20 protein-coding genes are annotated in these 23,309 nt (G+C 45.1%); 9 read left to right on the top strand and 11 right to left on the bottom strand.

The features are described from left to right. The first annotated feature begins 227 nt into the window (after positions 1–227). The 5 genes from FTU87_RS04920 to FTU87_RS04940 all read left to right on the top strand — a co-directional run bounded on the left by FTU87_RS04920 (position 228) and on the right by FTU87_RS04940 (position 5,519). A complete protein-coding gene (locus FTU87_RS04920; RefSeq protein WP_005095608.1) occupies positions 228–1,820 on the top strand; it encodes a peptide chain release factor 3 in 1,593 nt (530 codons plus the stop codon). 107 nt (positions 1,821–1,927) lie between these two features. After that, positions 1,928–2,752, top strand: a complete 825-nt coding sequence (locus FTU87_RS04925; RefSeq protein WP_180001554.1) for a hypothetical protein — start codon at positions 1,928–1,930, stop codon at positions 2,750–2,752. 49 nt (positions 2,753–2,801) lie between these two features. Continuing rightward, the gene (locus tag FTU87_RS04930; RefSeq protein WP_180001553.1) at positions 2,802–3,764 is read left to right on the top strand and encodes an RsiV family protein; all 963 of its coding nucleotides are present in this window, start codon (positions 2,802–2,804) and stop codon (positions 3,762–3,764) included. Then, positions 3,761–4,585, top strand: a complete 825-nt coding sequence (locus FTU87_RS04935; RefSeq protein ID WP_180001552.1) for a TatD family hydrolase — start codon at positions 3,761–3,763, stop codon at positions 4,583–4,585. The genes FTU87_RS04930 and FTU87_RS04935 overlap by 4 nt, the downstream gene beginning before the upstream one ends. A 127-nt stretch (positions 4,586–4,712) precedes the next feature. Further along, on the top strand, positions 4,713–5,519 hold the full coding sequence (locus FTU87_RS04940; RefSeq protein ID WP_005095616.1) for an enoyl-ACP reductase: 807 nt from the start codon (positions 4,713–4,715) through the stop codon (positions 5,517–5,519). Positions 5,520–5,731: 212 nt separating this feature from the next. Here FTU87_RS04940 and secB read toward each other — a convergent pair whose 3' ends face one another. The 4 genes from secB to rsgA form a co-directional block, all read right to left on the bottom strand. Further along, positions 5,732–6,190, bottom strand: a complete 459-nt coding sequence (secB, locus tag FTU87_RS04945) for a protein-export chaperone SecB (RefSeq protein WP_004278389.1) — start codon at positions 6,188–6,190, stop codon at positions 5,732–5,734. Positions 6,191–6,228: 38 nt separating this feature from the next. Next, on the bottom strand, positions 6,229–6,486 hold the full coding sequence (grxC, locus tag FTU87_RS04950; RefSeq protein WP_100329331.1) for a glutaredoxin 3: 258 nt from the start codon (positions 6,484–6,486) through the stop codon (positions 6,229–6,231). Between the two features lie 18 nt (positions 6,487–6,504). Then, positions 6,505–6,912, bottom strand: coding sequence for a rhodanese-like domain-containing protein (locus FTU87_RS04955; RefSeq protein ID WP_005095619.1), 408 nt, complete (start codon positions 6,910–6,912; stop codon positions 6,505–6,507). Between the two features lie 93 nt (positions 6,913–7,005). Further along, positions 7,006–8,064: a ribosome small subunit-dependent GTPase A gene (gene rsgA, locus FTU87_RS04960; protein ID WP_005095621.1), complete on the bottom strand. Its 1,059-nt coding sequence runs from the start codon at positions 8,062–8,064 to the stop codon at positions 7,006–7,008. A gap of 124 nt (positions 8,065–8,188) precedes the next feature. On the opposite strand from rsgA, the gene orn reads away from it, so the two are divergent. The 3 genes from orn (at position 8,189) to FTU87_RS04975 (ending at position 11,908) form a co-directional block, all read left to right on the top strand. Next, on the top strand, positions 8,189–8,746 hold the full coding sequence (gene orn / locus FTU87_RS04965; protein WP_004278381.1) for an oligoribonuclease: 558 nt from the start codon (positions 8,189–8,191) through the stop codon (positions 8,744–8,746). 457 nt (positions 8,747–9,203) lie between these two features. Continuing rightward, on the top strand, positions 9,204–9,974 hold the full coding sequence (locus tag FTU87_RS04970) for a ThiF family adenylyltransferase (RefSeq protein WP_005172727.1): 771 nt from the start codon (positions 9,204–9,206) through the stop codon (positions 9,972–9,974). Positions 9,975–10,072: 98 nt separating this feature from the next. Further along, positions 10,073–11,908, top strand: coding sequence for a tetratricopeptide repeat protein (locus FTU87_RS04975; protein WP_180001551.1), 1,836 nt, complete (start codon positions 10,073–10,075; stop codon positions 11,906–11,908). 69 nt (positions 11,909–11,977) lie between these two features. On the opposite strand, the gene FTU87_RS04980 is transcribed toward FTU87_RS04975, so the two are convergent. From FTU87_RS04980 to FTU87_RS04990, 3 genes are read right to left on the bottom strand one after another with little or no spacing between them, the layout of a single operon-like run. Further along, a complete protein-coding gene (locus tag FTU87_RS04980) occupies positions 11,978–13,396 on the bottom strand; it encodes an efflux transporter outer membrane subunit (RefSeq protein ID WP_159516231.1) in 1,419 nt (472 codons plus the stop codon). 10 nt (positions 13,397–13,406) lie between these two features. Further along, positions 13,407–15,383, bottom strand: a complete 1,977-nt coding sequence (locus FTU87_RS04985) for a MacB family efflux pump subunit (RefSeq protein ID WP_180001550.1) — start codon at positions 15,381–15,383, stop codon at positions 13,407–13,409. A 2-nt stretch (positions 15,384–15,385) separates the two neighbouring features. After that, positions 15,386–16,750: a MacA family efflux pump subunit gene (locus FTU87_RS04990; RefSeq protein WP_180001549.1), complete on the bottom strand. Its 1,365-nt coding sequence runs from the start codon at positions 16,748–16,750 to the stop codon at positions 15,386–15,388. A gap of 590 nt (positions 16,751–17,340) precedes the next feature. Between FTU87_RS04990 and FTU87_RS04995 the strand changes: the two genes are divergently transcribed. Continuing rightward, positions 17,341–17,790 (top strand): bacteriohemerythrin, encoded by a 450-nt coding sequence (locus FTU87_RS04995; protein WP_005172715.1) that lies wholly within the window; start codon positions 17,341–17,343, stop codon positions 17,788–17,790. Here FTU87_RS04995 and holA read toward each other — a convergent pair. The 4 genes from holA to FTU87_RS05015 all read right to left on the bottom strand — a co-directional run bounded on the left by holA (position 17,787) and on the right by FTU87_RS05015 (position 22,701). Further along, on the bottom strand, positions 17,787–18,785 hold the full coding sequence (gene holA, locus FTU87_RS05000) for a DNA polymerase III subunit delta (RefSeq protein ID WP_074384021.1): 999 nt from the start codon (positions 18,783–18,785) through the stop codon (positions 17,787–17,789). The two genes, FTU87_RS04995 and holA, sit on opposite strands and share 4 nt — an antisense overlap. A gap of 9 nt (positions 18,786–18,794) precedes the next feature. Beyond that, positions 18,795–19,328 carry a hypothetical protein gene (locus FTU87_RS05005; protein WP_180001548.1) on the bottom strand — a complete coding sequence of 178 codons (534 nt, stop codon included), beginning with the start codon at positions 19,326–19,328 and terminating at the stop codon, positions 18,795–18,797. Positions 19,329–19,602: 274 nt separating this feature from the next. After that, complete coding sequence (gene leuS / locus FTU87_RS05010; RefSeq protein ID WP_180001547.1) at positions 19,603–22,224, bottom strand: leucine--tRNA ligase; 2,622 nt, start codon at positions 22,222–22,224, stop codon at positions 19,603–19,605. A gap of 123 nt (positions 22,225–22,347) precedes the next feature. Beyond that, positions 22,348–22,701: a DUF4124 domain-containing protein gene (locus FTU87_RS05015; protein ID WP_180001546.1), complete on the bottom strand. Its 354-nt coding sequence runs from the start codon at positions 22,699–22,701 to the stop codon at positions 22,348–22,350. Between the last annotated feature and the right edge of the window lie 608 nt (positions 22,702–23,309).

The following is a 23,309-nucleotide window of genomic DNA, read 5'->3' on the forward strand; positions in this document are numbered from 1 at the left end:
CCAGTTGAATGACACAAACTCCCATATTTAAGCTTCATAACCGTATTGTTTCCGACTCAATCTGGGCTGAAAAATACCGCAATCAACAAGCATAGATCTTATAAATACTGTCATTTCCTTCAGCCGTGGGCATACTTATTGGCTTTAGAAATCTGCTACAATATTGCCAATTTTCATATTGATCGTTTTTGATCTTGAGCACTGCGGTTCTGCAGTAGGTATTTTCCATGAGTTTTAAAGATGAGTTAGCGGCGCAGGTCGCTCAGCGACGTACATTCGCCATTATTTCCCACCCCGATGCCGGTAAAACCACCATGACAGAAAAGCTGCTGTTATGGGGGCAGGCGATTCAGGTTGCAGGTATGGTGAAAAGCCGTAAGTCTGACCGGGCCGCTACATCGGACTGGATGGAAATGGAAAAAGAACGTGGCATCTCGATCACGACCTCGGTGATGCAGTTCCCGTTCAAAGACAAGATGATCAACCTGCTCGATACCCCGGGACATGAAGATTTCTCGGAAGATACCTATCGTACCTTAACCGCCGTCGACTCGGCATTAATGGTGATTGATGGTGCAAAAGGGGTGGAAGACCGGACCATTAAATTGATGGACGTGTGTCGTATGCGCGATACACCGATTATTTCTTTTGTTAACAAAATGGACCGTGAAATCCGTGAGCCACTCGAGCTTCTGGATGAAATCGAAAACGTTCTGAAAATTAAATGTGTTCCGATCACCTGGCCATTGGGTACGGGGCGTGATTTTGCCGGTGTATTTAATTTAATCGAAGAAAAATTCTACATTTACAAAACCGGTTTTGGTTCAACCATTCCTACAATCGAAATACGTGATGGTTATGACTATCCGGATCTTCGTGAGAAAGTTGGTGAGCTGGCGTGGGCTGCATTTGAAGAATCACTTGAACTGGTGCAAATGGCCAATGAGCCATTGGATCGTGAAGAATTTCTGGCAGGCCGTCAAACGCCGGTATTGTTCGGTACAGCCTTAGGTAACTTTGGGGTTGACCATGTGCTGGATGCCTTCAGTCAATATGCACCGCCGCCGAAGGCCCATCCTACTCAGGCTCGTGTTGTCGAAGCTGATGAAGAAGGCTTTAGCGGTTTTGTCTTTAAAATTCAGGCCAATATGGACCCGAAACATCGTGACCGTATTGCATTCATGCGAATTTGTTCAGGTAAATATGAAAAAGGCCTGAAAATGAAGCATGTACGTCTGGATAAAGATGTGCGGATTAGTGATGCCTTAACCTTCCTGGCCGGTGACCGCCAGCATCTGGAAGAAGCGTGGCCGGGCGATATTATCGGACTGCATAACCACGGCACCATTCAGATTGGTGATACCTTTACTTCAGGTGAAAAGCTACAGTTCACAGGTATTCCGCACTTTGCACCAGAAATGTTCCGCCGTGTACGCTTAAAAGATCCTTTGAAATCGAAACAGTTGCAAAAGGGCCTGAAAGAGTTGTCTGAAGAAGGTGCAACACAGGTATTTATGCCACAGCATAATAATGACCTGATCGTGGGTGCAGTGGGCGTACTTCAGTTTGAAGTGGTGGCGTATCGTTTGAAAGAAGAATATAAAGTTGACTGTGTTTACGAACCCGTGAACATCAATACTGTTCGTTGGGTGTCTTGTGATGACGAGAAAAAATTTAACGAATTTAAGAAAAAAGCCCACGACCAGTTGTCAGTCGATGGCGGTGGTCACTTGACTTATCTTGCGCCAAGCCGAGTGAATTTACAGCTCATGCAAGAACGTTATCCGGACATCGTGTTCCATAATACGCGCGAACACTAAACTTTCAGGTATTCAAATATCGTCTAAAAATATCAAACAGCTTCTCCGGAAGCTGTTTTGTTTTATGTTACATTTAAACTATTCATAACCTGATAGATTGTTTAAAAATGAAGTTCAGCAAGGAAGCCACCCTCGGTGCTGTCATTGGTTTAAGTCTTGTCCTGAGTGGCTGTGATAAAAGCGAAAAAGAACCGGAACTTGACCAGCCGGATGGAAAAACAACCCCAGTTAAGCAAAGTGCCAGTATTTTGCCTTACCTGAATATTCAAGAACAACCGGCCAAGATCGCCTTGCCATTTTGTGAAACCAAAAACTGTATTAATGTCGATATCCAGACTTTATATACGGCTGATCCATGGATGAATCACTGGATCGAAAAACAGCAGGCCAAGGTAATTCAGGATCAAATTGGCTTAAAACAGGATATGAGTTTACAACAGGCGATGAATGCCTATGTGAAAAAATCGGATGCCTGGCAGGCTCAACTCCAGCTCAATCAGGCTTATGAATTATCGCTGTATACCCGCATTCCCTATCAGCGTAATCAATATGTCTTGCTGCAAATTGGTATTGATAGTAAACAGGAAAATATCAGTGTGTATGAGCGCTATTATTTTTTTGTAGCCGATCGTCAACAGCAAAAAATGCTGACTCCACTGGATATTATCGATCCCAAACAACAGTTGTTAATGGATCAGATCATTCAAACCGCTTATGAAAAATGGTTAAAAGACAATAATCACGAGGTTCAGCAGCAAGCACCGAAAAAACTGTATTGGGGGCAGGCTGAGTGGTTCTTCGATCAGGAAGGGATTGGTCTGCATTATCGTAGTCATGACATTAGCAAAGATGCCAAACAACTGGATATCTATTTAACAAAAGAACAAACACAACAGGTCTTGAAAGCCGAAGTCTATCGGAATATGTTCTAAAGGTCGTAATCCTCTCAGGATTAATTACACGTTTTGAAAAGGGTAATGAATGCCAAAATATAAGAATATTTTTTGTCTATCGATACTGGCATCCGCAGTTTTACTGAGTGCATGTCAGCCGAAGAGCAATGAGCCGAAAGAGCCGACTTCTCCTGAAGTGGTACAAACCGAGCCAGAAGTCCTGAAACTTAGTGGTGATACCGAAAAACTCAAGCTGGTGATTCCAGAGTGTGAGGGTAAAAACTGTCCGGAAATTTCGATTGAACGCCTGAACAGTAATCAGCGCTTTATTGATGAATGGATCGATCAGCAGATTTTGCAACAGTTAAAAAATATCCTGTCTGTCGATGCGATTGAGCCGGCAAAAGCCACTGCTGCCAGTGAAGCCGAAGTGGCTGCTTCTGAACCAAAAACAGCCTTGTCGACGGTCACTACACCAAAACAGCAGCTTGAGCAGCAAATTCAGCCTTCTATGCAGACCTTCTTGAATCTGGACAAGGAGCTCAAAGCACTGAGTGCCAGTCATAGCATTAGCCTGATGATTAAGCCCAAGATTCTGAATTCGGGTGATCCATTGGCGACTGTGGTGCTAAACAGTAGCCATTATCTGGGAGGTGCGCACGGAGCATCTGCACAGCGCTATTATAATTTTGATCTTGAACAGCAAACACTGGTCAAGCTGGATGACATTATTGCCGAGAAGCAAAAAGCCAAACTCGAAGCACAGGCGTATGAGGCTTTTAAAGTCTGGGTCATGGAGTCCAAGCTGGCAAAAGATGTCGCTGAATATGAACAGGCCTGGAAGTTCATACTGACCGATAATTTTTATCTGGCCAAAGAAGGTTTGATCTTACAATATGCCGAATATGAAATCGGACCTTATGTGGTGGGTTTGCCGCGCTTAATGATTCCTTATGCGCAGCTACAAGGCGTGCTAAAACCGCAATATCTGCTGCAAGCTGAAACAGCAGCCTCTGAGGCACAGCCAGCGTTAGCATCTAAAGCCGAATGAAGTTAAAACTGTTCGATACGCATACCCATTTTGATGTTCCCGATTTTGATCCTGATCGGGAACATCTGGCCTATGCGGCCAAAGCGGTAGGTGTGGAACATCTGGTTCTAATTGGCTTTTTGCAAAACCGCTTTCAGGATTTGTTAAAAACCCATCGTTTTATCAATGGCTTGAAAGATGCACCGCATAGCCATTTGGCACCCGGCTTGCATCCGTTTTATATTGAACAGCATCAGGCTGAACATTTACATGATTTAGAGCAGCTGCTTAGAAATGAACAATGCATTGCCATTGGTGAAATCGGTCTCGACACATTTTTAAAGCAGCATAAACAACCTGAAATTTTTCAAAAGCAGCAAGATTTTTTCGCTGCACAAATTGAACTGGCACAACAATTTGATAAGCCGATTTTGCTGCATATCCGTAAATCACATGCAGAAGTTTTACAAATTTTAAAACAGCATCAGTTTAAACAGGGTGGAATCGCACATGCCTTTGGCGGAGGTGTTGAGGAAGCCAAGGCTTTTGTCAAGTTGGGGTTTAAACTGGGAGTCACCGGACAGATTACCAATCCGAATGCCAGAAAACTGCATCAGGTGGTACAGGCAGTCGGTGCAGAACATCTGGTGCTGGAAACCGATTGTCCGGATATGACGCCGTTATGCTGTCAACAGTCAGGTGAGCAACGTACCCGCAATACACCTGCCAACTTGCCTTATGTACTGGAAGGTTTGGCACAAAGCTTAGGGCAAGATCAAGCCAAATTGGCACAGCAACTCTGGCAGAATACCCATCAGGTTTTGAATTTGGCCGATGAATAATGCCGGTTTTTATTGCTCGGCTGTATCTGCTGTAATTTGGTATCTGTTAAAAAAAGATGCATTATGCAATTTCTAAAATGCCTCAGACTTGGCATCATGCATATATATTCTTTTAGGTGAGATTCACATGGCACAAGGACTTTTGGCGGGTAAGCGCTTCTTGATCGCGGGTATTGCGAGTAAATTATCCATTGCTTTTGGTATTGCTCAGGCATTACATCGTGAAGGTGCTGAATTGGCTTTTACTTATCCAAATGAAAAGCTGAAAAAGCGGGTAGATGACTTTGCTGAACAGTTTGGTTCAAAACTGGTTTTTCCTTGTGATGTGGCGGTAGATGCTGATATTGATAATGCATTTGCTGAGCTGGCAAAACACTGGGATGGTCTGGACGGCGTGGTGCATTCTATCGGTTTCGCACCGGCGCATACTTTGGATGGTGACTTTACCGAAATCACAGACCGCGAAGGTTTCAATATTGCACATGACATCAGTGCCTATAGCTTTATCGCGATGGCACGTGCGGCAAAGCCTTTGCTACAAGTCCGTCAAGGTTGCCTGTTAACGCTAACTTATCAAGGTTCTGAGCGCGTAATGCCGAACTATAACGTGATGGGTATGGCCAAAGCCTCTTTAGAAGCCGGTGTTCGTTATTTAGCTTCGAGCTTGGGTCAGGAAGGTATTCGTGTCAATGCCATCTCTGCGGGTCCAATCCGTACTCTGGCTGCTTCAGGCATTAAATCATTCCGTAAAATGCTCGACTTAAATGAAAAAGTTGCGCCATTAAAACGTAATGTAACGATTGAAGATGTCGGCAATGCAGCATTATTCCTGTGCTCGCCATGGGCCAATGGCATTACCGGTGAAATCCTGTATGTCGATGCCGGTTTCAATACCGTGGGTATGAGCGCTGATTTAATGGCGGATGCGGAATAAAAGTCTATTCTCTGCCGTGGGGGGGAAGAGTTCCTCCCTTTTTTAAAGGAAGGTTAGGAGGGATTATTTTTCTTTAATCTTGCTAAACCCTTTCTTTAAAAAAAGAGTAAATGAGCAAAATCCCCTCATTCCCCCTTTGATAAAGGGGGAGTTCACTCAAGGCCATAAAAAAGACCGCATAAGCGGTCTTTTTTAGATTTGCAGGACAGCGATTAAGCCTGACCATCTACAGCGGCAGTTTGTGCACGTTGCATATTGGCTTCAAATTCAGCATCGAAGTTGATTGGGGTAAGCAGCAACTGTGGGAAGCTACCTTTAGTCACCATATCATTCACTGCTTCACGCAGGAACGGGAACAGAATGTTCGGGCAGTATGCGCCCAGGATGTATGGAAGACGCTCTTCTTCAACGCCATCTACCAAGAAGATACCGGCTTGAGTCACGTCGACGATAAAAGCAGTATCACCTTCATTGGTCGCTTGAACAACGACTTTTAAAGCCACTTCAAAATGAGTCTCATCAATTTTTTCTGCAGAAGAAGAAAGGTTGATGTTGAGCTCAGGTTGCCATTGCTTGGTAAAAACTTGTGCCCCAGGAACCTCAAAAGAAATATCTTTGGTGTAAATACGCTCTAATGCCAATTGTGGTTGAGCTTGTTGTTCTTCACTCATTCTTTGATCCTTAATATAAAGTGATGATTTTAGTAGAATTAAGCCAGTAATTCATCAAGTTTGCCTTCACGCTCTAAAGCATAAAGCTGGTCGAAACCACCGATGAATTGATCCTTAATAAAAATTTGTGGCACAGTGCGGTGATTGGTACGCTGCATCAATTCAAGACGTACTTCAGGTGCTTCTTGAGATAGATTAATTTCTTTATATGCGACACCTTTGCGCTCAAGCAACTGTTTTGCACGCACGCAATAAGGACACACAGTCGTTGAATAAACAATAACGTCAGCCATGATCAATCTCCTGTTCGTGGATTATTTGCTTTTCACCAAAGGTAAACCCTGGGCTTTCCAGTTGCTGATGCCGCCATCAAGACGGTATGCATCGGCATGACCCACTTGTTGTAGCGCAGTACCAGCCACCTGTCCAAGGTTACAAATGAACACCAAAGGGCGATCAGATGCTTTCAGCTCTTCAACATGCTTTGTAATCTGGCTATATGGAATGTTACGGCTGCCGCTGATATGACCTTCACGGAAGTCTTTGGCATCCCGTAAATCAATCAGCATGGCATTTTTTGCTTTGACTAAAATTCCCAGCGACTGCGGAGAAATTTTACGACCGTTACGTTGACCTTCGATAATGAAGAACAAAACTACCAATACCGCGAGTGTTCCAAATAAGAAGGGGTGATTCCCCATAAACTCGAACCAACGTTCCACAATTCACCTAATTACAATTTTAAAATTGCCAAGAGTATAGCTCATAAATATGGTGATCAAAATCACCGCTTCAAGGGTTGAGGCACAAGAAAATTAATTTTTTTGCTGTGCTTCAGTGATTTCATCGATTAAACGCAAATAGCTGTCCAGTCGGCGCGGTAAAATTTCACCCGCACTCGCGGCCTGACGTAAAGCACATTGTTTTTCATGCTTATGCGTGCAGTTCCGGAACTGACAGTGTCCGAGCAGGTTTTCAATTTCAGGAAAACCGATTTGTACCTTATCTAAAGGCAGATGCCACAGGCCAAATTCACGAATTCCCGGAGAGTCGATCAGGGCAGCACCTTCACCAAAACCGATCAAACGGGTTGAGGTGGTGGTGTGCTGACCGAGTGCCGAGTTTTCCGAAATAATATTGGTTTTCTGGGCTGCATCTGGCACGATCGCATTGATCAGCGTACTTTTACCGACACCCGATTGACCGACAAAAGCCACCGTTTCATTTTCCAGACGATTGGACAATACAGTCAGATCACCATCGGACTGGGTTTGCATTACTTCATAACCGAGGTCTTGATATTCTTGTAGCAGAGTCAGAATTGGATCGTTCTCTTTTAACAAATCGGCTTTGTTCATCACTAGAAGCGCAGGAATATCGGCATCGGCACAGGCCACCAGATAACGGTCGATCAGGCCCGGTGCTGGCTCAGGCAATGGTGCAAACACAATCACAATCAGTGAAATATTGGCCGCTACCGGTTTAACCTTGTGATAGCGGTCAGGACGGGTCAATAAGGATTTACGTGGATGAATCGCCGTAATAATCCCCAATCCGGTATTCGGATCGGCTTGCCATTTAACCCGGTCACCCGTGACCAATAAATCCAGATTGGTTCGGGTATGACAGCGCCAGACACTGCCCAATTCAATTTCTTTCCAGAAAGGTTCAGGCTCGCCATCGGCAACCACAGGTTTTTCAGGGTGAATGTCAGGAGTAGACAAAGCTTGCACTTCAAGTTGGCGGCCGTAGTGTTGCACTACCAAACCTTCCAGATCACTGGAGGTATCGAGATCTTCTTGACGTGTTTTCTGTTGTTTCTGAATGCGGCGCTGTTGTTGCTCTGTCAGACGACGCTTACGTATTAAGGCCATTCATATCCTAAAAAACCGGGTAAATCAGATGGCAAAAATAGCATGAAGCAGCCCCCGAATGACACCCAAGATGTAATTAATTTGCTACTATAGTTGTTTTTAAACCCAATAAGATTGCACATTTATGAGCAGCACCGCTGATACCCGCCTGATTTGGATTGACCTTGAAATGACAGGTCTAGACACAGACAATGACCAAATTATTGAAATTGCGACGATTGTAACCGATGACAATTTGAATATTCTGGCAGAAGGTCCTGTGCTTGCGGTGCATCAGCCTGCACGTCTGTTAAATGCCATGGATGAGTGGAACACCCGTCAACATGGTCAATCGGGTCTGATTGAACGGGTGCGTCGCAGTAAACTGACGGCTCAGGATGCAGAACAGCAAACTATTGAATTCCTGAAGAAATGGGTCAATCCAAAATCATCCCCGATGTGTGGTAACTCGATCTGTCAGGATCGCCGTTTCTTGCATCGCCTGATGCCTGAGCTGGAACAATATTTCCACTACCGTAATCTGGATGTATCTTCAGTGAAAGAGCTGGCAAAACGCTGGCGTCCTGAAATCATGAGTGGTCTCAAGAAAAATGCTTCGCATCTGGCGATGGATGACATTCGTGATTCAATTGCCGAACTGAAATACTATCGTCAATATTTCTTTATCATGAATAAAGACTAAATTCCGATGAATTGAAAAGAGGCGAAAGCCTCTTTTTTTATGAGATTGATGCTTTTTTCTTTTGATATAAACTCTCAATCAGTTCAAATATCACCCAGGATATCAGTACCAAAATCAGATGGGTCTGGGTTTCATGGCGATCTAGGATCACATATCCGAATAGGCCTAAAATCAACAAACGAATAAAAATACTCAGCGCATAGTTTTTCTGTTTTTGGCTACTGTAAAAATAAAAATGTAGAGTGATCAGTATAAAATTGAGAGCCAAAAGAGCATTGATCAGCACAGTGTTTGACTCCCATATTTAAAGTTTTATGTATGAATTTTATCCAATTATAAATGTTCCTGAATTTATCTTTCTGATTTTGCTGATAGATTTTGTATCAAAATTTTAGAAGCAGTAAAAAAATGCTGACTTTGCTAAAATAAGCCGTGATTTAACAGCTATTGATGACTTATGACTGAACTGCTTCAAGACGATGAATATGAGCGCCGCTTTGCGGGTGTTGCCAAAATTTATGGAGAAGACAGCTTCAGTCATTATGAAAAAAGTCATGTGATGGTGATTGGCATCGGTGGTGTCGGTTCTTGGGCAGTAGAAGCGCTGGCACGTAGCGGTGTGGGCGAGCTGAGTTTGGTCGATATGGATGTGGTGGCGGCATCCAATATTAATCGTCAATTGCCTGCCATGAGCACGACCTTGGGCCATGAAAAAATTGCAGTGATGGCCGAGCGTTGTCATGCCATTAATCCACGGATCAAGATCAATCTGATTGATGATTATCTGACGCCGGAAAATATCAAAGAAATTTTAGCAGGTAATCCTGATTTAATTCTCGACTGTATTGATGATGTGAAGGCCAAATTTGCCTTGATGCTGCATTGTCGCTTTAACAAGATTCCCTTGATTGTGTCAGGCGGAGCAGGCGGTAAACTGGATCCCCTGAAAATTCGGGTGGCCGATTTATCTAAAACCGAACAGGACCCGATGCTGGCCAAATTGCGTGCCCAGTTACGCGGCAAAGGTATTTGTAAAAAACCTAAAGAAAAATTCGGCATTACCTGTGTCTATTCTATCGATAATCCGTTCTCGAGTGCCGATGTCTGTGCCAGTGCCGGCTTGCGCTGTGGTGGTTATGGCTCTGCCGTGGTGGTGACTTCAAGCTTTGCCATGGTCGCTGTGGCAGAAGGCTTGAAGAAGCTGGATAGTAAAAGAGCAAAAGCCTGATTTACAAAATAAAAAGCACAAGATATGTGCTTTTTTTGAGACGGCGTTTAGAATGAAAGGATTCATTTGCAGAACAAAAATAATGTTTTGGAGCAGTTATGTGGTTCTTGCTGGTATTGATTTTGGGGATAGGGGCTTTGGGGATTTGGATGTGGAAACGTCCGGATCCGGTAAAACGTGATCAGGCCAAAGCTGTGCAGCATGATCTATGGATTGAGCAGCTTGATGCACAGCTCAAGCATGCGGCGCGCTTGAGTTCAGATCCTGAACATCCGAATTATGCACGTGCCTATCAGATTTACCAGAATCTTGCCCAGCAACAGGAAATTCCACAGGCTTATGTCGGCATGGGGCTGATGCATTTGCAGGGTCTGGGACATGCGCAAAATACGGAAACAGCCATCAGTTATCTCGATAAAGCCTTTCATCTGGGCAGTGATGACGCGGCTTATTATCTGGGGCAGATTCATGAGGAGCAACGCTATCAAATGGCTGACCCGGAAAAGGCGCTGTACTGGTACCGACATGCCGTAGCCCGTGGCAATCTGGATGCCCAGTACCGCATCACTGAACTTTCTTATACTACAGAAACAAATCCAGAAGATAAGAACGCTGAACAGCAGCGCTTGGCCTTACTCATTCAAAATGCCGGGCAGGGACATAGCAATTCGCAGTATCAACTGGCGCAGTATTATTTAACAGATTCAGCGGCTCAAGATTTGGTTCAGGGAATTCATTATCTGTTTTTAGCTGCGCAGCAAGATCATCTGGCTGCCAATCAGCAGATCGCCGATGATTATGCGCGTGGACAGAGGCTGCCCCAAGACCAGACTCAAGCCCTGCAATTTATTAAACGCTGTATCAGTCTTGGTGATCAAAAAGGTCTCTATGATTATTATGCTGGCGTACTGCAAGGCCGTATCGATACCGACCAGCGTCAGCGCGTGTTCCAGCATTTGATGCAGCAGTCCAAAGAACATGCCGATGCGCATTCCAAGACTTTAATTGGACTGGCTTATTTTCATGGTTGGTATGTCGATAAAAATGAAACCATGGCGTTTCGTTACTGGTCTGAAGCTGCCAATACTCAGCATCCGCCCGCTTTATGCATGATTGCCGCGCTGTATTTTGAACAGCATCTAGTGGCTCATGAGCCGCAAAAGGCATTTGAACTGTATCAGGCAGCATTTCAGCTTAGTCCCGATGATGCTTATGCACAAATGGGTCTGGCACTGTGTTATTTAAATGGCATCGGTACTGTAAAAGACACAGCCAAAGCCACCCGCATGATTCAGGCAGTGGCCCAGCAATACTGGCAGATCGAGGCTCAGTCTGAGGCAGATTTAATTTATGTGGTCGGGCGTTTTTATAGTCTGGCGGAATATCCATTGCCGACACGCGACAAAGCCATTCAATATCTGAATCAGGCGGTTGCGAAAGGCTCCAAGGAAGCAGCCTGGTTCCTGTATCAGGCTCTGTCAGGTATTTATCCGGTCTTTATCTGTCATCCAGAGCAGGCCAATCGTTATCTGCATCAGGCTGCACAACTGGGACATGCACAGGCACAGGCAGAATTGGGCTTGGAGTATCTTAAGGGACAACAGATTGCGCAGGATATTGCCTTAGGCTTGAGCTATCTGCAAAAAGCGGCTGCTCAGCAGAATGGTGTGGCACTGAATGCGCTGGGGGAAGCGTTTGAAAATGGCATAGGCACTGAGGCAAATATCGAACAGGCGGTACAGTATTACCGTCAGGCGGCAGCGCAGGTCAATGCCGATGCTTATAGTCATCTGGGACGTTTATATACCAAGGGAATTGGGGTGGAACGCGATATTGGAGTCGCGCGGGACTGGCTGGAAAAAGGCAGTTTGCTCGAGCATGAGCGATCAACTGAATTATTGAAAAATGTGCATGCCTATTTAGAAATGAAGTAATTTTTATTGACATCACGCAATATAAAAAACCGCTGTCTGGCAGCGGTTTTTTTATGGTTCAAGCTTTGTTTAAGGTAATTGCTGGATTGGACTGCCACCTAATGCCTGCATTAAAGTCACATAGGCATTGTACTGGTTCTGTCGGGTTTGTACCAAAGACAGCCGTGCATTCCGTGTGGTTTCCTGTGCATCCAGCAGGTTCTTTAACGCCACCGCGCCATTACGATAACGTACTTCAGTCAGACGTTCGGTACGTTCAGCCAGTTCGACATTACGTTGCTGCAAAGTGACTTGCTTACTGATTTCAGTCCGGTTCGATAAGGCATTTTCCACATCGGCAAAGGCTTCATACATGGTCTGGCGATATTGCATAATCGCTTTTTCATATTCCAGCTCATTGACTTGCAGATCACGTTTCATGTCATTCCATTGCAGGAAGGGCAAGGTCAGACCCGCACCTAAAGTCGCCACCGGATTCTTCAACGCATTTGAAAGCGAAGTACTGCTGCCAATACCTGTGGTCAAATTCCCAGTCAGACTGATTGAAGGATAATAACTGGCTTTGTTGGCATCCTTATTGGCCAGCGCTTTACGCAAACGTAGTTCAGTCGCTTGGAGGTCGGGACGACGGGACAATAAACTCGCGGGTAAGTCGGCCTGAATACTCGGTAATTGAATATTCGGTAAACGGCTTGGCTCCTGAATAGAAAGCTGTTGTACTGGCATATGCAGCAATACTGCGAGGCCGGTACGCGTTTCCACCCGTTGCTGCTCAATCTGGCTTAAGGTGGCTTGCTGGCTTTGAATCGCCTGTTCGGCCTGGGTTAAATCCAGACCGGACACCGCACCGGCACGATATTGTACCTGCACCAGATCATAGGTTTTTTGCGCCGTTGCCAGATTTTGCTGTACCACGCTATAACGCTCGTTTAAATAAGCCAATTGCCAGTAAAGCTGTGCCGTGGTGCCAATCAGGCTCTGCGCTGTCGCCTGTAAGTCCTGTGCAGATGCCAAGGCTTCCCAGCGCGCCGCTTCAGTCTGATTGGCCAGTTTGCCAAACAGATCCAGTTCATAGCTTAAGCCCGGATAGCCCAGTGAAAGACCCGTCGAAGCATTGCTGCCACCCTCCAGATCAAAACGCTGGCCCGTTGAAATTCGTGCATCACCGACACGGACGCCTTGCTGGCTTTGTGCCTGTCTGGCCTGAATGCGCGCCTGCTGTAAACTGATGCCAGCCACCGCCAGATCTGTATTCTGCGCCAGCACTTGATCGACCAGACTGTTCAATTGCGGATCTTTAAATAAGGTCCACCATTGATCTGCCAGAATGTCGGCATGGATCTGCTGACTTAAAACCTTATTATTTTGAAAATTGCCAGGCATATTAATCGCAGGCTGCTCATAAGGTGTTTTTACCACTGCCGCACAACCGGTCAGCGAGCTTCCCAGCAACAGGGCACTGGCAAGCTTGGTTAAATTCATTTGCATATCAGGTTCCTTATTCGCGAGAGAGCGCATCGACTGGATTCAGACGAGCGGCATTACGTGCCGGGATAAAGCCAAACACAATCCCGATCAGGCTTGAGCAGACAAAGGCCGCTACAATCGAAGTGGTTGAATAGGCCATCTGGAAAGTACCGCCGGCAAAATGGGTAATTAATTGGCCAATCCCGAGGGAAAGCAGCACACCCAAAATACCACCCAAGATACAGACCAGAACGGCTTCAATCAGGAATTGCTGCAAAATATCACTTTGACGGGCACCCACCGCCATACGCACACCAATTTCCTGAGTACGTTCAGTCACGGACACCAGCATGATATTCATCACCCCGATCCCGCCGACCACCAGTGAAATCACAGCAATCGCCGAAATTAAAAGCGTCATAGTCGCTGTGGTCTGCTGAATGGTTTCACGAATACTGTCGGCATTCTGGGTAAACACATCCTGCGCACCATGGCGCTGTACCAACAGGTTTAAAATTGCATTTTCAGCCGCCGCACTTGGGTATTCATCCTTAATCCGCACAATGATGCTACGTACATTGGATTGCCCCAGCATACGGCTCATCACGGTGGAATACGGCAGATAGACATTCAGGCTGTCATTATTGCCCATCATGCCTTTTTGCGCGTCGATCACCCCGATAATCCGGCTCGGTACGCTCCCGAGTAAAATCACCTGACCCACCGGATTGGTGCCATCCTTAAAGAAGGTATTTTTGGTATTGGTGTCAATGACGACATCTTGCGCCTGTTGCATGACGCTACTGCGGTCAAAGGGCTGACCGGACTGGAAGGTCATGCCACGCACATAGAAGAAATCTTCACTGACGCCGTTGACCGTGGTTGAAGCTTCAATTTCTTTATAACGGCCGGTGACACTGCTATTCACCGACGGACTGACGCCATCGACATACGGCTGTTCGGCCAGTGCATCGGCATCGGCCGGAATCAGGGTTTTGGACTGTGAAGATCTGGAATTGTCCCCAAAGCCTCGGCCCTGAAATACGGTAATGGTATTGGTGCCCAGACTGCTGATATTTTCCAGAATCTGTTTTTGTGAGCCATTGCCCAGTGCGACCACCGAGACCACCGAAGCGATCCCGATAATGATTCCGAGCATGGTCAGGAAAGTCCGCATGCGATGTGCATTCATGGCCAGCAAGGCCATACGGAAGGCCTCACCCAGACGGTCAACTGCAGAACGCCATGAAGAAATCTTCTTTTGTTCACTGCGGATTAGCGGCTGTTTTTCCAGATGCTCTTCGACTTCAGGAACATTGGGCTGATCGGAAATGATATTACCGTCTGAAATCTCGATAATTCGTGTCGCATTTTTAGCCACATTATGATCATGCGTGACCAGAATGATGGTATGACCTTTGGCATTCAGTTCACGCAAAATACGCATCACTTCAATACCGCTGTTCTTGTCTAATGCACCTGTCGGTTCATCGGCCAGAATCACGTCACCGCCATTCATTAGCGCACGGGCAATCGAAACACGTTGCTGCTGACCACCAGAGAGCTGACTTGGACGGTTCTGGGTTTTTTCACCCAGACCCAGATCAGTCAGAATCTTGATGGCTCGCGCATGCCGTTCAGATGAATCTGCACCGGCATAAATCGCAGGAACTTCCACATTGCCTGCTGCGTTTAAATCACCCAGTAAATGATAACGCTGGAAAATAAAGCCGAAATATTCACGGCGTAATTGCGCCAGTTCATCCGCTTCCAGTTCGCGGGTTTCACGGCCTTTGACCTTGTAGCTACCGGTGGTCGGTTTGTCCAGACAACCCAGAATGTTCATCAGGGTTGATTTACCGGAACCGGACTGGCCGACAATCGCCACCAGTTCACCCGGATAAATCTCCAGATTTACCCCTTTTAAAATCTGGACCGTGCTTTCACCCGCAGGGAATTCACGAACCAGATTTTTCACCTCGAGGAGAGGCTGTTGTTGTGAATTCATGCTTACATTCTCATTGGGCCACGGCTATTGCCACCGCGTTTTGCTGCATCATTGGAGGTGTCAGAACCATCAGCAATCACCACCTGATCACCACGTTTTAAACCTTTCAGCACTTGCGCAGTCGCGCGGTTATTCAAACCGATTAATACAGGGGTTGGTTTTGCAGTACCATCGGCTTGCAAGACACGAACCATGCCACGCTGTGCTTTGCCTTGTTCAATCAGCGCAATTTCAGCGTCAGACAGATTTAGGCGGGCAGGGCGTTCAGCGGCAGGGCGGTTGCCTTGAGCCGATTCAGTTTCAGGACGTGCTGCTGGATTAGCTTCGCTACGGGAACCTTCTCCGCGAGAACCTTCACCCCGATTGGCACGTGCCGGACGATTTGAGCTCTGAATCGCAGCGGCTGGAATGGTCAGCACATTTTTAGCTTCATCCAGCACGATATAAACCTGCGCCGTCATATCAATACGCAGTTTGCCGTCTTCATTTGGCACATCAAATAAAGCGTTGTAATACACCGCAGAACTTGACGATGAACCAGATGTATTTGAATCGGTATTAATCGAATTGGGTGCAGGTTCAACCTGACGTAGTTTGGCGTAAATCTTTTTCTCGTTATTGCCCAGCGTGGTGAAATAAACGGTTTGGCCTTCTTCCACTTTCATCACATCTGCTTCAGAAATTTCAGCTTTGATGGTCATGGTGTCGAGCTTGGCCAGTTTCACAATGGTCGGTGCACTTTGATTGGCATTCACGGTTTGACCTTCTTCGGTCACAATCGCCACAATCGTGCCATCCATCGGTGCCACAATCTGGGTATAACCCAAGTCTTCTTTGGCAGTTGCCAAGGTCAGGCGCGACTGTTCGATCTGTGCATTGATTGCCGTGATATCGGCCTGAGCCGTTTTATAACTGGCAAATGCAGATTCCAGCTCTGAACGGGAAGTTGCATCCTGTGCATACATGGCTTTCTGACGATTGTATTCAGCTTCAACTTTGGCCAGATTCGCCTGTCTCACTGCAAGCTGTGCCATCTGGTTTTTAATGCTGGCTTCAGCAGTTTTTAAATCATTTTCCTGACGAACAGAATCAATTCGTGCAATCAGCTGACCCTGTTTAACCTGATCACCGAGTTCCACATACATTTGTCTCACCTGGCCAGAAACCTGGGCACCTACGCTGACCATTTTGGTGGCTTCTAAAATACCGGTCGCCAGTACAGAACTTTCAATATCACCCTGTGTTACTTCAGCAGTAATATACTGTGGCGGCTGTTCTTTAGGTTTGAGGAAATACCACCCCGCAGCGATTAACACAATGGCAATCACGGCGGCCATAATTAGTTTCGTCGGTTTTATTTTTGGCATATTGAGTACGAATTCGGATCAAAGATAGGGATTGATTATAAAAGCGAAATTGGGATAAATCGTGAATTTTTTGAATTATAATGAGAATTATTTTCTATTGGCCGATTTCTGAAAATATCGTCCATACAGACCATTTTAAAATGCTCCATGAATTGCTTGTTCTGACATTGATAACAGGATTTGACCCTCTATAGATAACATCGATCCTATTTAAAAGATCATCAGCTGACTCTTAAATAAAATGATCACTGTTCCCAACAGTATTTTTTCAATCAAAGCGCTGCACAAATAAAATCGAGTGTGAATCAATAAAGACATAAGACCAAACATACTAGATTTGTTGTGTGATATTTGTTCTAAGGCTATTTCTGGCTTAATTTTCCTCCCTTTAGTCCCAATAGTAAAAACCAGTTGAAAATTAAGTAGAAAAAAATTTTAAAAACCCATGTTTTATATATGGATTTAAATAAATAAAGCTTGTAAGATTTAATTCCATAAAAAAATTATGGTTTTACCGCTTAACAAGAAAATGCACATTTATTGTGCAAAAATAATACAACTTTGCTCGCAACATTGATGAGGGTTTAACGATGGAATGGAATGAAAGCTATAATATTGGAATCGACGTAATCGATAATCAGCACCGTCAAATTTTAGATTATATCAATGCTTTGGAGCAGGTAAAAAGCACAGGAGATCGCGATCGAATCAAAGAGGTCTTGGAGGATTTAATCGATTATACCCAGTCACATTTCAGCTTTGAAGAAAACCTGCTGGAACAGGTCAGTTATCAATACCTACCTTCGCATCGCGGTATACATGAATTATTTGTGAAACGACTCAATGATTATCGTCTCAAGTTCGAGAAGGGAGAATCGATTGAAAATGATTTATATCGTTTATTGTCCAAATGGCTGATCAATCATATTCAACATGATGATCAGGACTATGTCGATGCAGTGCGCGATAATATGTTGAGTTATTTACGTGCTCAGGAAAGCAAAAAAGGCAAGGGCTGGTTTGCACGTTTCTTTGGTTAAGCACTCGGCGCTAAAAATAAGCGTTGACCGCACATTTCAGCAATGGCCTGTAAGATGAGATGTTCAGGGTTCTCTTTGGACATTCCTTTAATGGCTGCATCAATACGGATTAACAGCTGGGGCCAGCTCAAAAAGCGTTGGGGGCTGAGACGGCGTAAAGCTTGCTGATATAGCCCGACTTTGGTTTTCCAGATTCCAATTTGCAAGGCATTTTGCGGCTGTTCAAACAATTGCATCAACAGACGCATTTCCTTGCTCAGGCTCCATAAGATCAGGCTCATCGGTTCACCTGAAGCGACCAGATACTGGAAAATCTTGATCGATTGCGAGAGATTGCCTTGCAGCAGGGCATCACTCAAATCATAGGTGCTATAGCGTGATTGATCCTGTAAGCAGGCATATAAATGATCAATCTGAATCACATCAACTTCAGCAAAGGTGTCACTGACCCGCATCAGGCTGTTTTTGGCTGCCAGCAAGTTGTGCTCATGATGCTGTTCCAGCCATTGCCAGGCATCATGGGCCAGTTTAATCCCCAGTTTCTCTGCTTCAACTGCCAAAATTTGCTGACGATCGCGTGGATAATTTGCAGTAAGCGCAACGCAGACACCATTGGCCTCAACCGTCTGGAAGAAGCTGGATTTGAGGCTGCTCGCATCTTGCTTGGGCATAACGACCAATAGCAGATTATCACTGTCTTGTTGTAAATAGCTTTTCAGCAGTTTGAGGCTACTGGCATCTGGTTTGATATTGCCATGCACTTCAACTGCCAGTTGGGTTGAGAACAATGACAAACTGTTCAATGCATTAAAGACATTTTTCCACTCAGAAACTGAACTGACATCATAACGTTGACGTTCGATGTCTTTGGCTTGCCAATGTGTGCGAAAGGCATCGATCAGGTTTTGTTCTAGCAAAGGCTCTTGACCATGCAAGACCCAGGCACCGCGAGCTTCATCGACACGTTTTAGGGCTTGCAGATAGTCAAGTTTCATAAGGCGTTCTTATTGAGCAGGTTGCGCTGGGGTATTTTGTTTGGCCAAGGGTAGGCGGTTCGATGAAATCTGACGCGCGATCTGCTGTGCCACATCATCAATAATCACCTGATTCAAAAACTTTTGTTCCTGGTCATCAGTGTTGACTGTTTCAATGTCATATTGATAAGTACGCGTTGCCACCACAGTGCGTGGTTCGGTCACCGGATTGCCTTGCGCATCTTCAATGCGGAAGGTTACATTTAAACGCAGCAAGGTTTCAACCAGCTTACCATTCAATTCTAAGCGGCGCGGCGTGTAATCGAGAACACGTAAAACATAAGCTTCTGGTACATTACTGAGTTGTACGCCCGCAGCACCTAAATAAACCGCCAGCTTTTCTTGTAATTCTTCAGTATTGGGGGGTAAAGAAAGGCTCATAACCGAATAGGCAACAGGTGCAGAACTCGGATTGGTTCCTTTTAGATGAAAGCCACAGCCGACTAAGCCTGCACTTAGACCACAAGTTAAAACAATTGCTGCTAAACGTTTGCCTAAATGCATGAGTATCCTCTTTTTCCCTCAGGGAAATATTTGAAATCCTGAACCGGATTGTAAAGTCAAAGCCCGCTGGCTGGCAACGGGCTTTGTGTTTTTTAAGCCTCCCTTTGGCAAAGGGAAGTTTGGAGGGATTATTTCTTAAAGTCCTTCTCCTGAGTGAGGTTTTAAAGCAGCGCTTTTAAAACTGAACGCAAGTGAGGGTTAGGGAGAGGTGAATTATTCGCCCTCATCCCCTTGCAGAATTGTTTAAAGCAGTGCTTAAACAATTCCTCAGGATTTAAACCACCAAATTCACCAATTTATTCGGTACCACAATTTCTTTCTTGGTTGGACCAGTCAGGAATTGTTGAACTTCAGGCAATGCTTTGGCTTGCGCCAAGATGTCATCTTTTGATGCACCCACAGAAACTTCAAGTTTGCCACGAAGCTTACCGTTCACTTGTACCACAATGGTTTGCGTATTACGTGTCAGTGCAGATTCGTCCACAGCAGGGAATAGGGTTGAATTCAATTCAATCCCAAACTCAGCCAATAAAGTTTGGCTTAAGTGCGGTGCAAATGGAGCTAACAAAGTCAGAAGTGTAGTGATCGACTCACGTGCTACCGCAACGTCATTGTCATCTTGGGCTTCAAACTTGTTGTTCGCGTTTAGAAGTTCCATCAATGCAGCAATTGCAGTGTTAAATGCATGACGACGTTCGATGTCATCACCGACTTTTTGGATGGTTTCATGAGTTTTACGACGTAGGTCTTGTGCAGCCGTAGACAGTGCCGCTTTGTCGATGTTTGATGCACCGTTACCTTTTTCAAGGAAGCCTGTTGCTAAACGCCATACACGTTTCAGGAAGCGGTTTGCACCCTCAACACCGGCGTCAGACCATTCTAGTGATTGATCTGGTGGAGCTGCAAACATCATGAACACACGTGCGGTATCTGCGCCGTACTGGTCGATAATGGATTGCGGGTCGATACCGTTATTTTTCGATTTCGACATTTTTTCCTGACCACCAACAATTACGTCCTGACCATCACCTTGGTATTTCGCAGACAGAATACGCCCTTTTTCATCACGTTCGAGGTCGATATCTGCAGGGTTAAACCAGGTTTTCTTGCCTGATTCAGCTTCACGGTAATAAGTATCTGCCAAAACCATACCTTGAGTTAACAGGTTGGTAAATGGTTCATTACCTTGTACTACACCTTCATCACGCATCAATTTGTGGAAGAAGCGTGCATAAAGTAAGTGCAGAATCGCGTGTTCAACACCACCGATGTATTGATTTACTGGAAGCCATGTTTGAGCAGCTTCAGGTTTTACCATGCCATCGGTAAAGTCAGGCGATGCATAACGTGCATAGTACCAAGATGATTCTACGAAGGTATCTAGCGTATCTGTTTCACGACGCGCGTCGCCACCGCAGCTTGGGCATGACGTTTCATAGAACTCAGGCATCTTGTTCAATGGATTACCTGAACCGTCTGGAACCACGTCAGTCGGAAGTACAACAGGAAGTTGCTCTTCAGGCACCGGCACTTGACCACATGATGGACAGTTAATCATTGGAATTGGACAACCCCAATAACGCTGACGGGAAACACCCCAGTCACGTAAACGGAATTGAACTTTAGAGCTTGCCAGACCTGTTGCTTCTAGTTTAGCTAGGAATGCATCGTATGCACCCTGAAAATCTAGACCGTCAAACTCGCCTGAATTCACCAGTTTGCCTTCTTTCGAACCGTACCATTCTTGCCATTCTGTTGCAGAAAAGTCGCTATCGTCAGCGCCTTTGGCATCAATGACTTGTTTGATGCTTAAGCCATATTTATTGGCAAATTCGAAGTCACGCTCATCGTGTGAAGGCACCGCCATCACCGCACCTGAACCGTAAGACATCAACACATAGTTGGCGATCCAGACCGGAACTTCTTCGCCAGTCACAGGATGCTTCACAGATAGCCCGGTTGCCATGCCTTTTTTCTCGGCAGTGGCAAGATCTGCTTCTGCCACAGAACCCATACGGCATTCTTCAATGAATGCAGCCAATTCTGGGTTTGTTTCAGCCGCTTTCAGTGCCATTGGGTGTTCAGCTGCAACTGCAACATACGTTACACCCATCAAGGTATCGGCACGTGTTGTGAAGACTGTTAAACCATCTGCATAGATTTCAGGATTTGCTGAAGGGAAGGTAATATCCATCCCTTGTGAGCGACCAATCCAGTTACGCTGCATGGTCAACACTTGTTGTGGCCAGCCATCTTTAAGCGTGTCCAGGTCGTCAAGTAACTCTTGCGCATAATCAGTAATGCGGAAGTAGTACATTGGAATATCACGTTTTTCAACCAGTGCACCTGAACGCCAGCCGCGACCATTTTCAACCTGTTCGTTGGCAAGAACTGTCTGATCGACTGGATCCCAGTTTACAGTTGAAAGCTTACGGTAAATCAAGCCTTTTTTATAAAGCTGAACAAATAACCATTGTTCCCAACGATAGTATTCAGGGGTACAGGTGGCAAATTCACGATCCCAATCCACTGCAAGACCGAGTTTTTTCAACTGGTCGCGCATGTAAGCAATATTTTCAAATGTCCATTTTGCCGGAGCAACCTGGTGTGCAATCGCTGCATTTTCAGCAGGCAGACCAAAAGCATCCCAACCCATCGGTTGCAGCACAGTTTCACCTTTTAAGCGATGGAAACGGCTGATCACGTCACCAATCGTATAGTTACGCACATGACCCATATGCAGCTTGCCACTTGGGTAAGGGAACATCGAGAGAATATAACGACGTGGACCTTCTACTTTGTCGGCAACTTTAAAGGCTTTGCGAGATTCCCAATCCTGTTGGACTTGAGGCTCAATCGCACTGGCTTGATATTCGGAATCAATGTGAGTAGTCATAAACGTATCAGTGAATTACGGTGAAAAAAGTCTGTTGCACAGCATAGCGCAAAATGCACCTAAAAGTGAATTTTGCGCCGGTATTTCCCGAAGAAAAAACATGCTGTTCTATATGGAGGTGTCTTATAAAGCGACTGCACGATTTTTAGATTGCTGCAAGGCTTCGTTGGCTTCACGTTGTTGCTGGTCCTGATTCGCAGGAACTTGAGGGGCTTGTTGCTGTTTTTCTTGCGATGTGTTCTCGGTTTGCACTTCAGTTTCAGCCATTCTAGGTGATGTCGGTGCTGAATTTTTCCAGCCATACGTATCCACTGTGGTGGCTTTTTTTGCAGATTTCGGCGGTGGCGTCTTGGTGTAGTGGGTGACGCCTTTCGCATCGACCCATTTATGATACTGGATCGCGGAAGCGCTAGTGCTACAGATGCTCAAAACAACTGCGCAACTCAAACTGAAGACGGTTAAAAAAGATATTTTCATTGTTCTTGGGCCTTGGCTTGCTAGGCATGGAATACTGCAATTATTGTAGTGATTTTCACAGTAAAAATAATGAATTTTTATCTGCTCTATTCATGATCACGGATCGAACAGCTTCTGCATCTCGTTTTGTAGAAGTGGTGAGCAAATTTTCAGACACAAAATTTATTGATAAACAACTTCACTGGATTTATTAAAAATTCATTCATTTTTTTTATATAAGACATACTAAAAATTTATAAAATTAAATATATAAGTTTATGAATTTTATTGGATTAAATATTATTAGATTAATTCTTTATTACTGTCCTTGCTCTAGATCGCTGTTAAAAACAGCAAATCAGGTGTTTTTAAGCGCATATTGCCTGTTTTTTAAACTTGACTTTAAAGCCTGAAAACACAAGAATGCTGCAATAGTTTTATATGCCTTAATCGATCACCCTTCGACTAAGTGTCATTTCATGCAGTGGGCGATTTCTCTAGCCGAGAAATTGAACAAAGCTAAGCAAAATATGTTTATCCCAACATGTTTTAGGTCTTGTATTGCTCGAACAGCCAAGAGATCAGATTTTTTTCCTATTGCTATGAAAACTATGAAATTTGTGTGCTAT

This window comes from Acinetobacter sp. YH12156, from assembly GCF_013418235.1.
GTDB classification, from domain to species: Bacteria; Pseudomonadota; Gammaproteobacteria; order Pseudomonadales; family Moraxellaceae; genus Acinetobacter; species Acinetobacter pseudolwoffii.

What these genes read in the sequence shown, in the direction of transcription:
- FTU87_RS04920 (WP_005095608.1), top strand. Translation starts at nt 228, where the DNA reads ATGAGTTTTAAAGATGAGTTAGCGGCGCAGGTCGCTCAGCGACGTACA.
- FTU87_RS04925 (WP_180001554.1), top strand. Translation starts at nt 1,928, where the DNA reads ATGAAGTTCAGCAAGGAAGCCACCCTCGGTGCTGTCATTGGTTTAAGT.
- FTU87_RS04930 (WP_180001553.1), top strand. Translation starts at nt 2,802, where the DNA reads ATGCCAAAATATAAGAATATTTTTTGTCTATCGATACTGGCATCCGCA.
- FTU87_RS04935 (WP_180001552.1), top strand. Translation starts at nt 3,761, where the DNA reads ATGAAGTTAAAACTGTTCGATACGCATACCCATTTTGATGTTCCCGAT.
- FTU87_RS04940 (WP_005095616.1), top strand. Translation starts at nt 4,713, where the DNA reads ATGGCACAAGGACTTTTGGCGGGTAAGCGCTTCTTGATCGCGGGTATT.
- secB (WP_004278389.1), bottom strand. Translation starts at nt 6,190, where the DNA reads ATGAGTGAAGAACAACAAGCTCAACCACAATTGGCATTAGAGCGTATT.
- rsgA (WP_005095621.1), bottom strand. Translation starts at nt 8,064, where the DNA reads ATGGCCTTAATACGTAAGCGTCGTCTGACAGAGCAACAACAGCGCCGC.
- orn (WP_004278381.1), top strand. Translation starts at nt 8,189, where the DNA reads ATGAGCAGCACCGCTGATACCCGCCTGATTTGGATTGACCTTGAAATG.
- FTU87_RS04970 (WP_005172727.1), top strand. Translation starts at nt 9,204, where the DNA reads ATGACTGAACTGCTTCAAGACGATGAATATGAGCGCCGCTTTGCGGGT.
- FTU87_RS04975 (WP_180001551.1), top strand. Translation starts at nt 10,073, where the DNA reads ATGTGGTTCTTGCTGGTATTGATTTTGGGGATAGGGGCTTTGGGGATT.
- FTU87_RS04980 (WP_159516231.1), bottom strand. Translation starts at nt 13,396, where the DNA reads ATGCAAATGAATTTAACCAAGCTTGCCAGTGCCCTGTTGCTGGGAAGC.
- FTU87_RS04985 (WP_180001550.1), bottom strand. Translation starts at nt 15,383, where the DNA reads ATGAATTCACAACAACAGCCTCTCCTCGAGGTGAAAAATCTGGTTCGT.
- FTU87_RS04990 (WP_180001549.1), bottom strand. Translation starts at nt 16,750, where the DNA reads ATGCCAAAAATAAAACCGACGAAACTAATTATGGCCGCCGTGATTGCC.
- FTU87_RS04995 (WP_005172715.1), top strand. Translation starts at nt 17,341, where the DNA reads ATGGAATGGAATGAAAGCTATAATATTGGAATCGACGTAATCGATAAT.
- holA (WP_074384021.1), bottom strand. Translation starts at nt 18,785, where the DNA reads ATGAAACTTGACTATCTGCAAGCCCTAAAACGTGTCGATGAAGCTCGC.
- FTU87_RS05005 (WP_180001548.1), bottom strand. Translation starts at nt 19,328, where the DNA reads ATGCATTTAGGCAAACGTTTAGCAGCAATTGTTTTAACTTGTGGTCTA.
- leuS (WP_180001547.1), bottom strand. Translation starts at nt 22,224, where the DNA reads ATGACTACTCACATTGATTCCGAATATCAAGCCAGTGCGATTGAGCCT.
- FTU87_RS05015 (WP_180001546.1), bottom strand. Translation starts at nt 22,701, where the DNA reads ATGAAAATATCTTTTTTAACCGTCTTCAGTTTGAGTTGCGCAGTTGTT.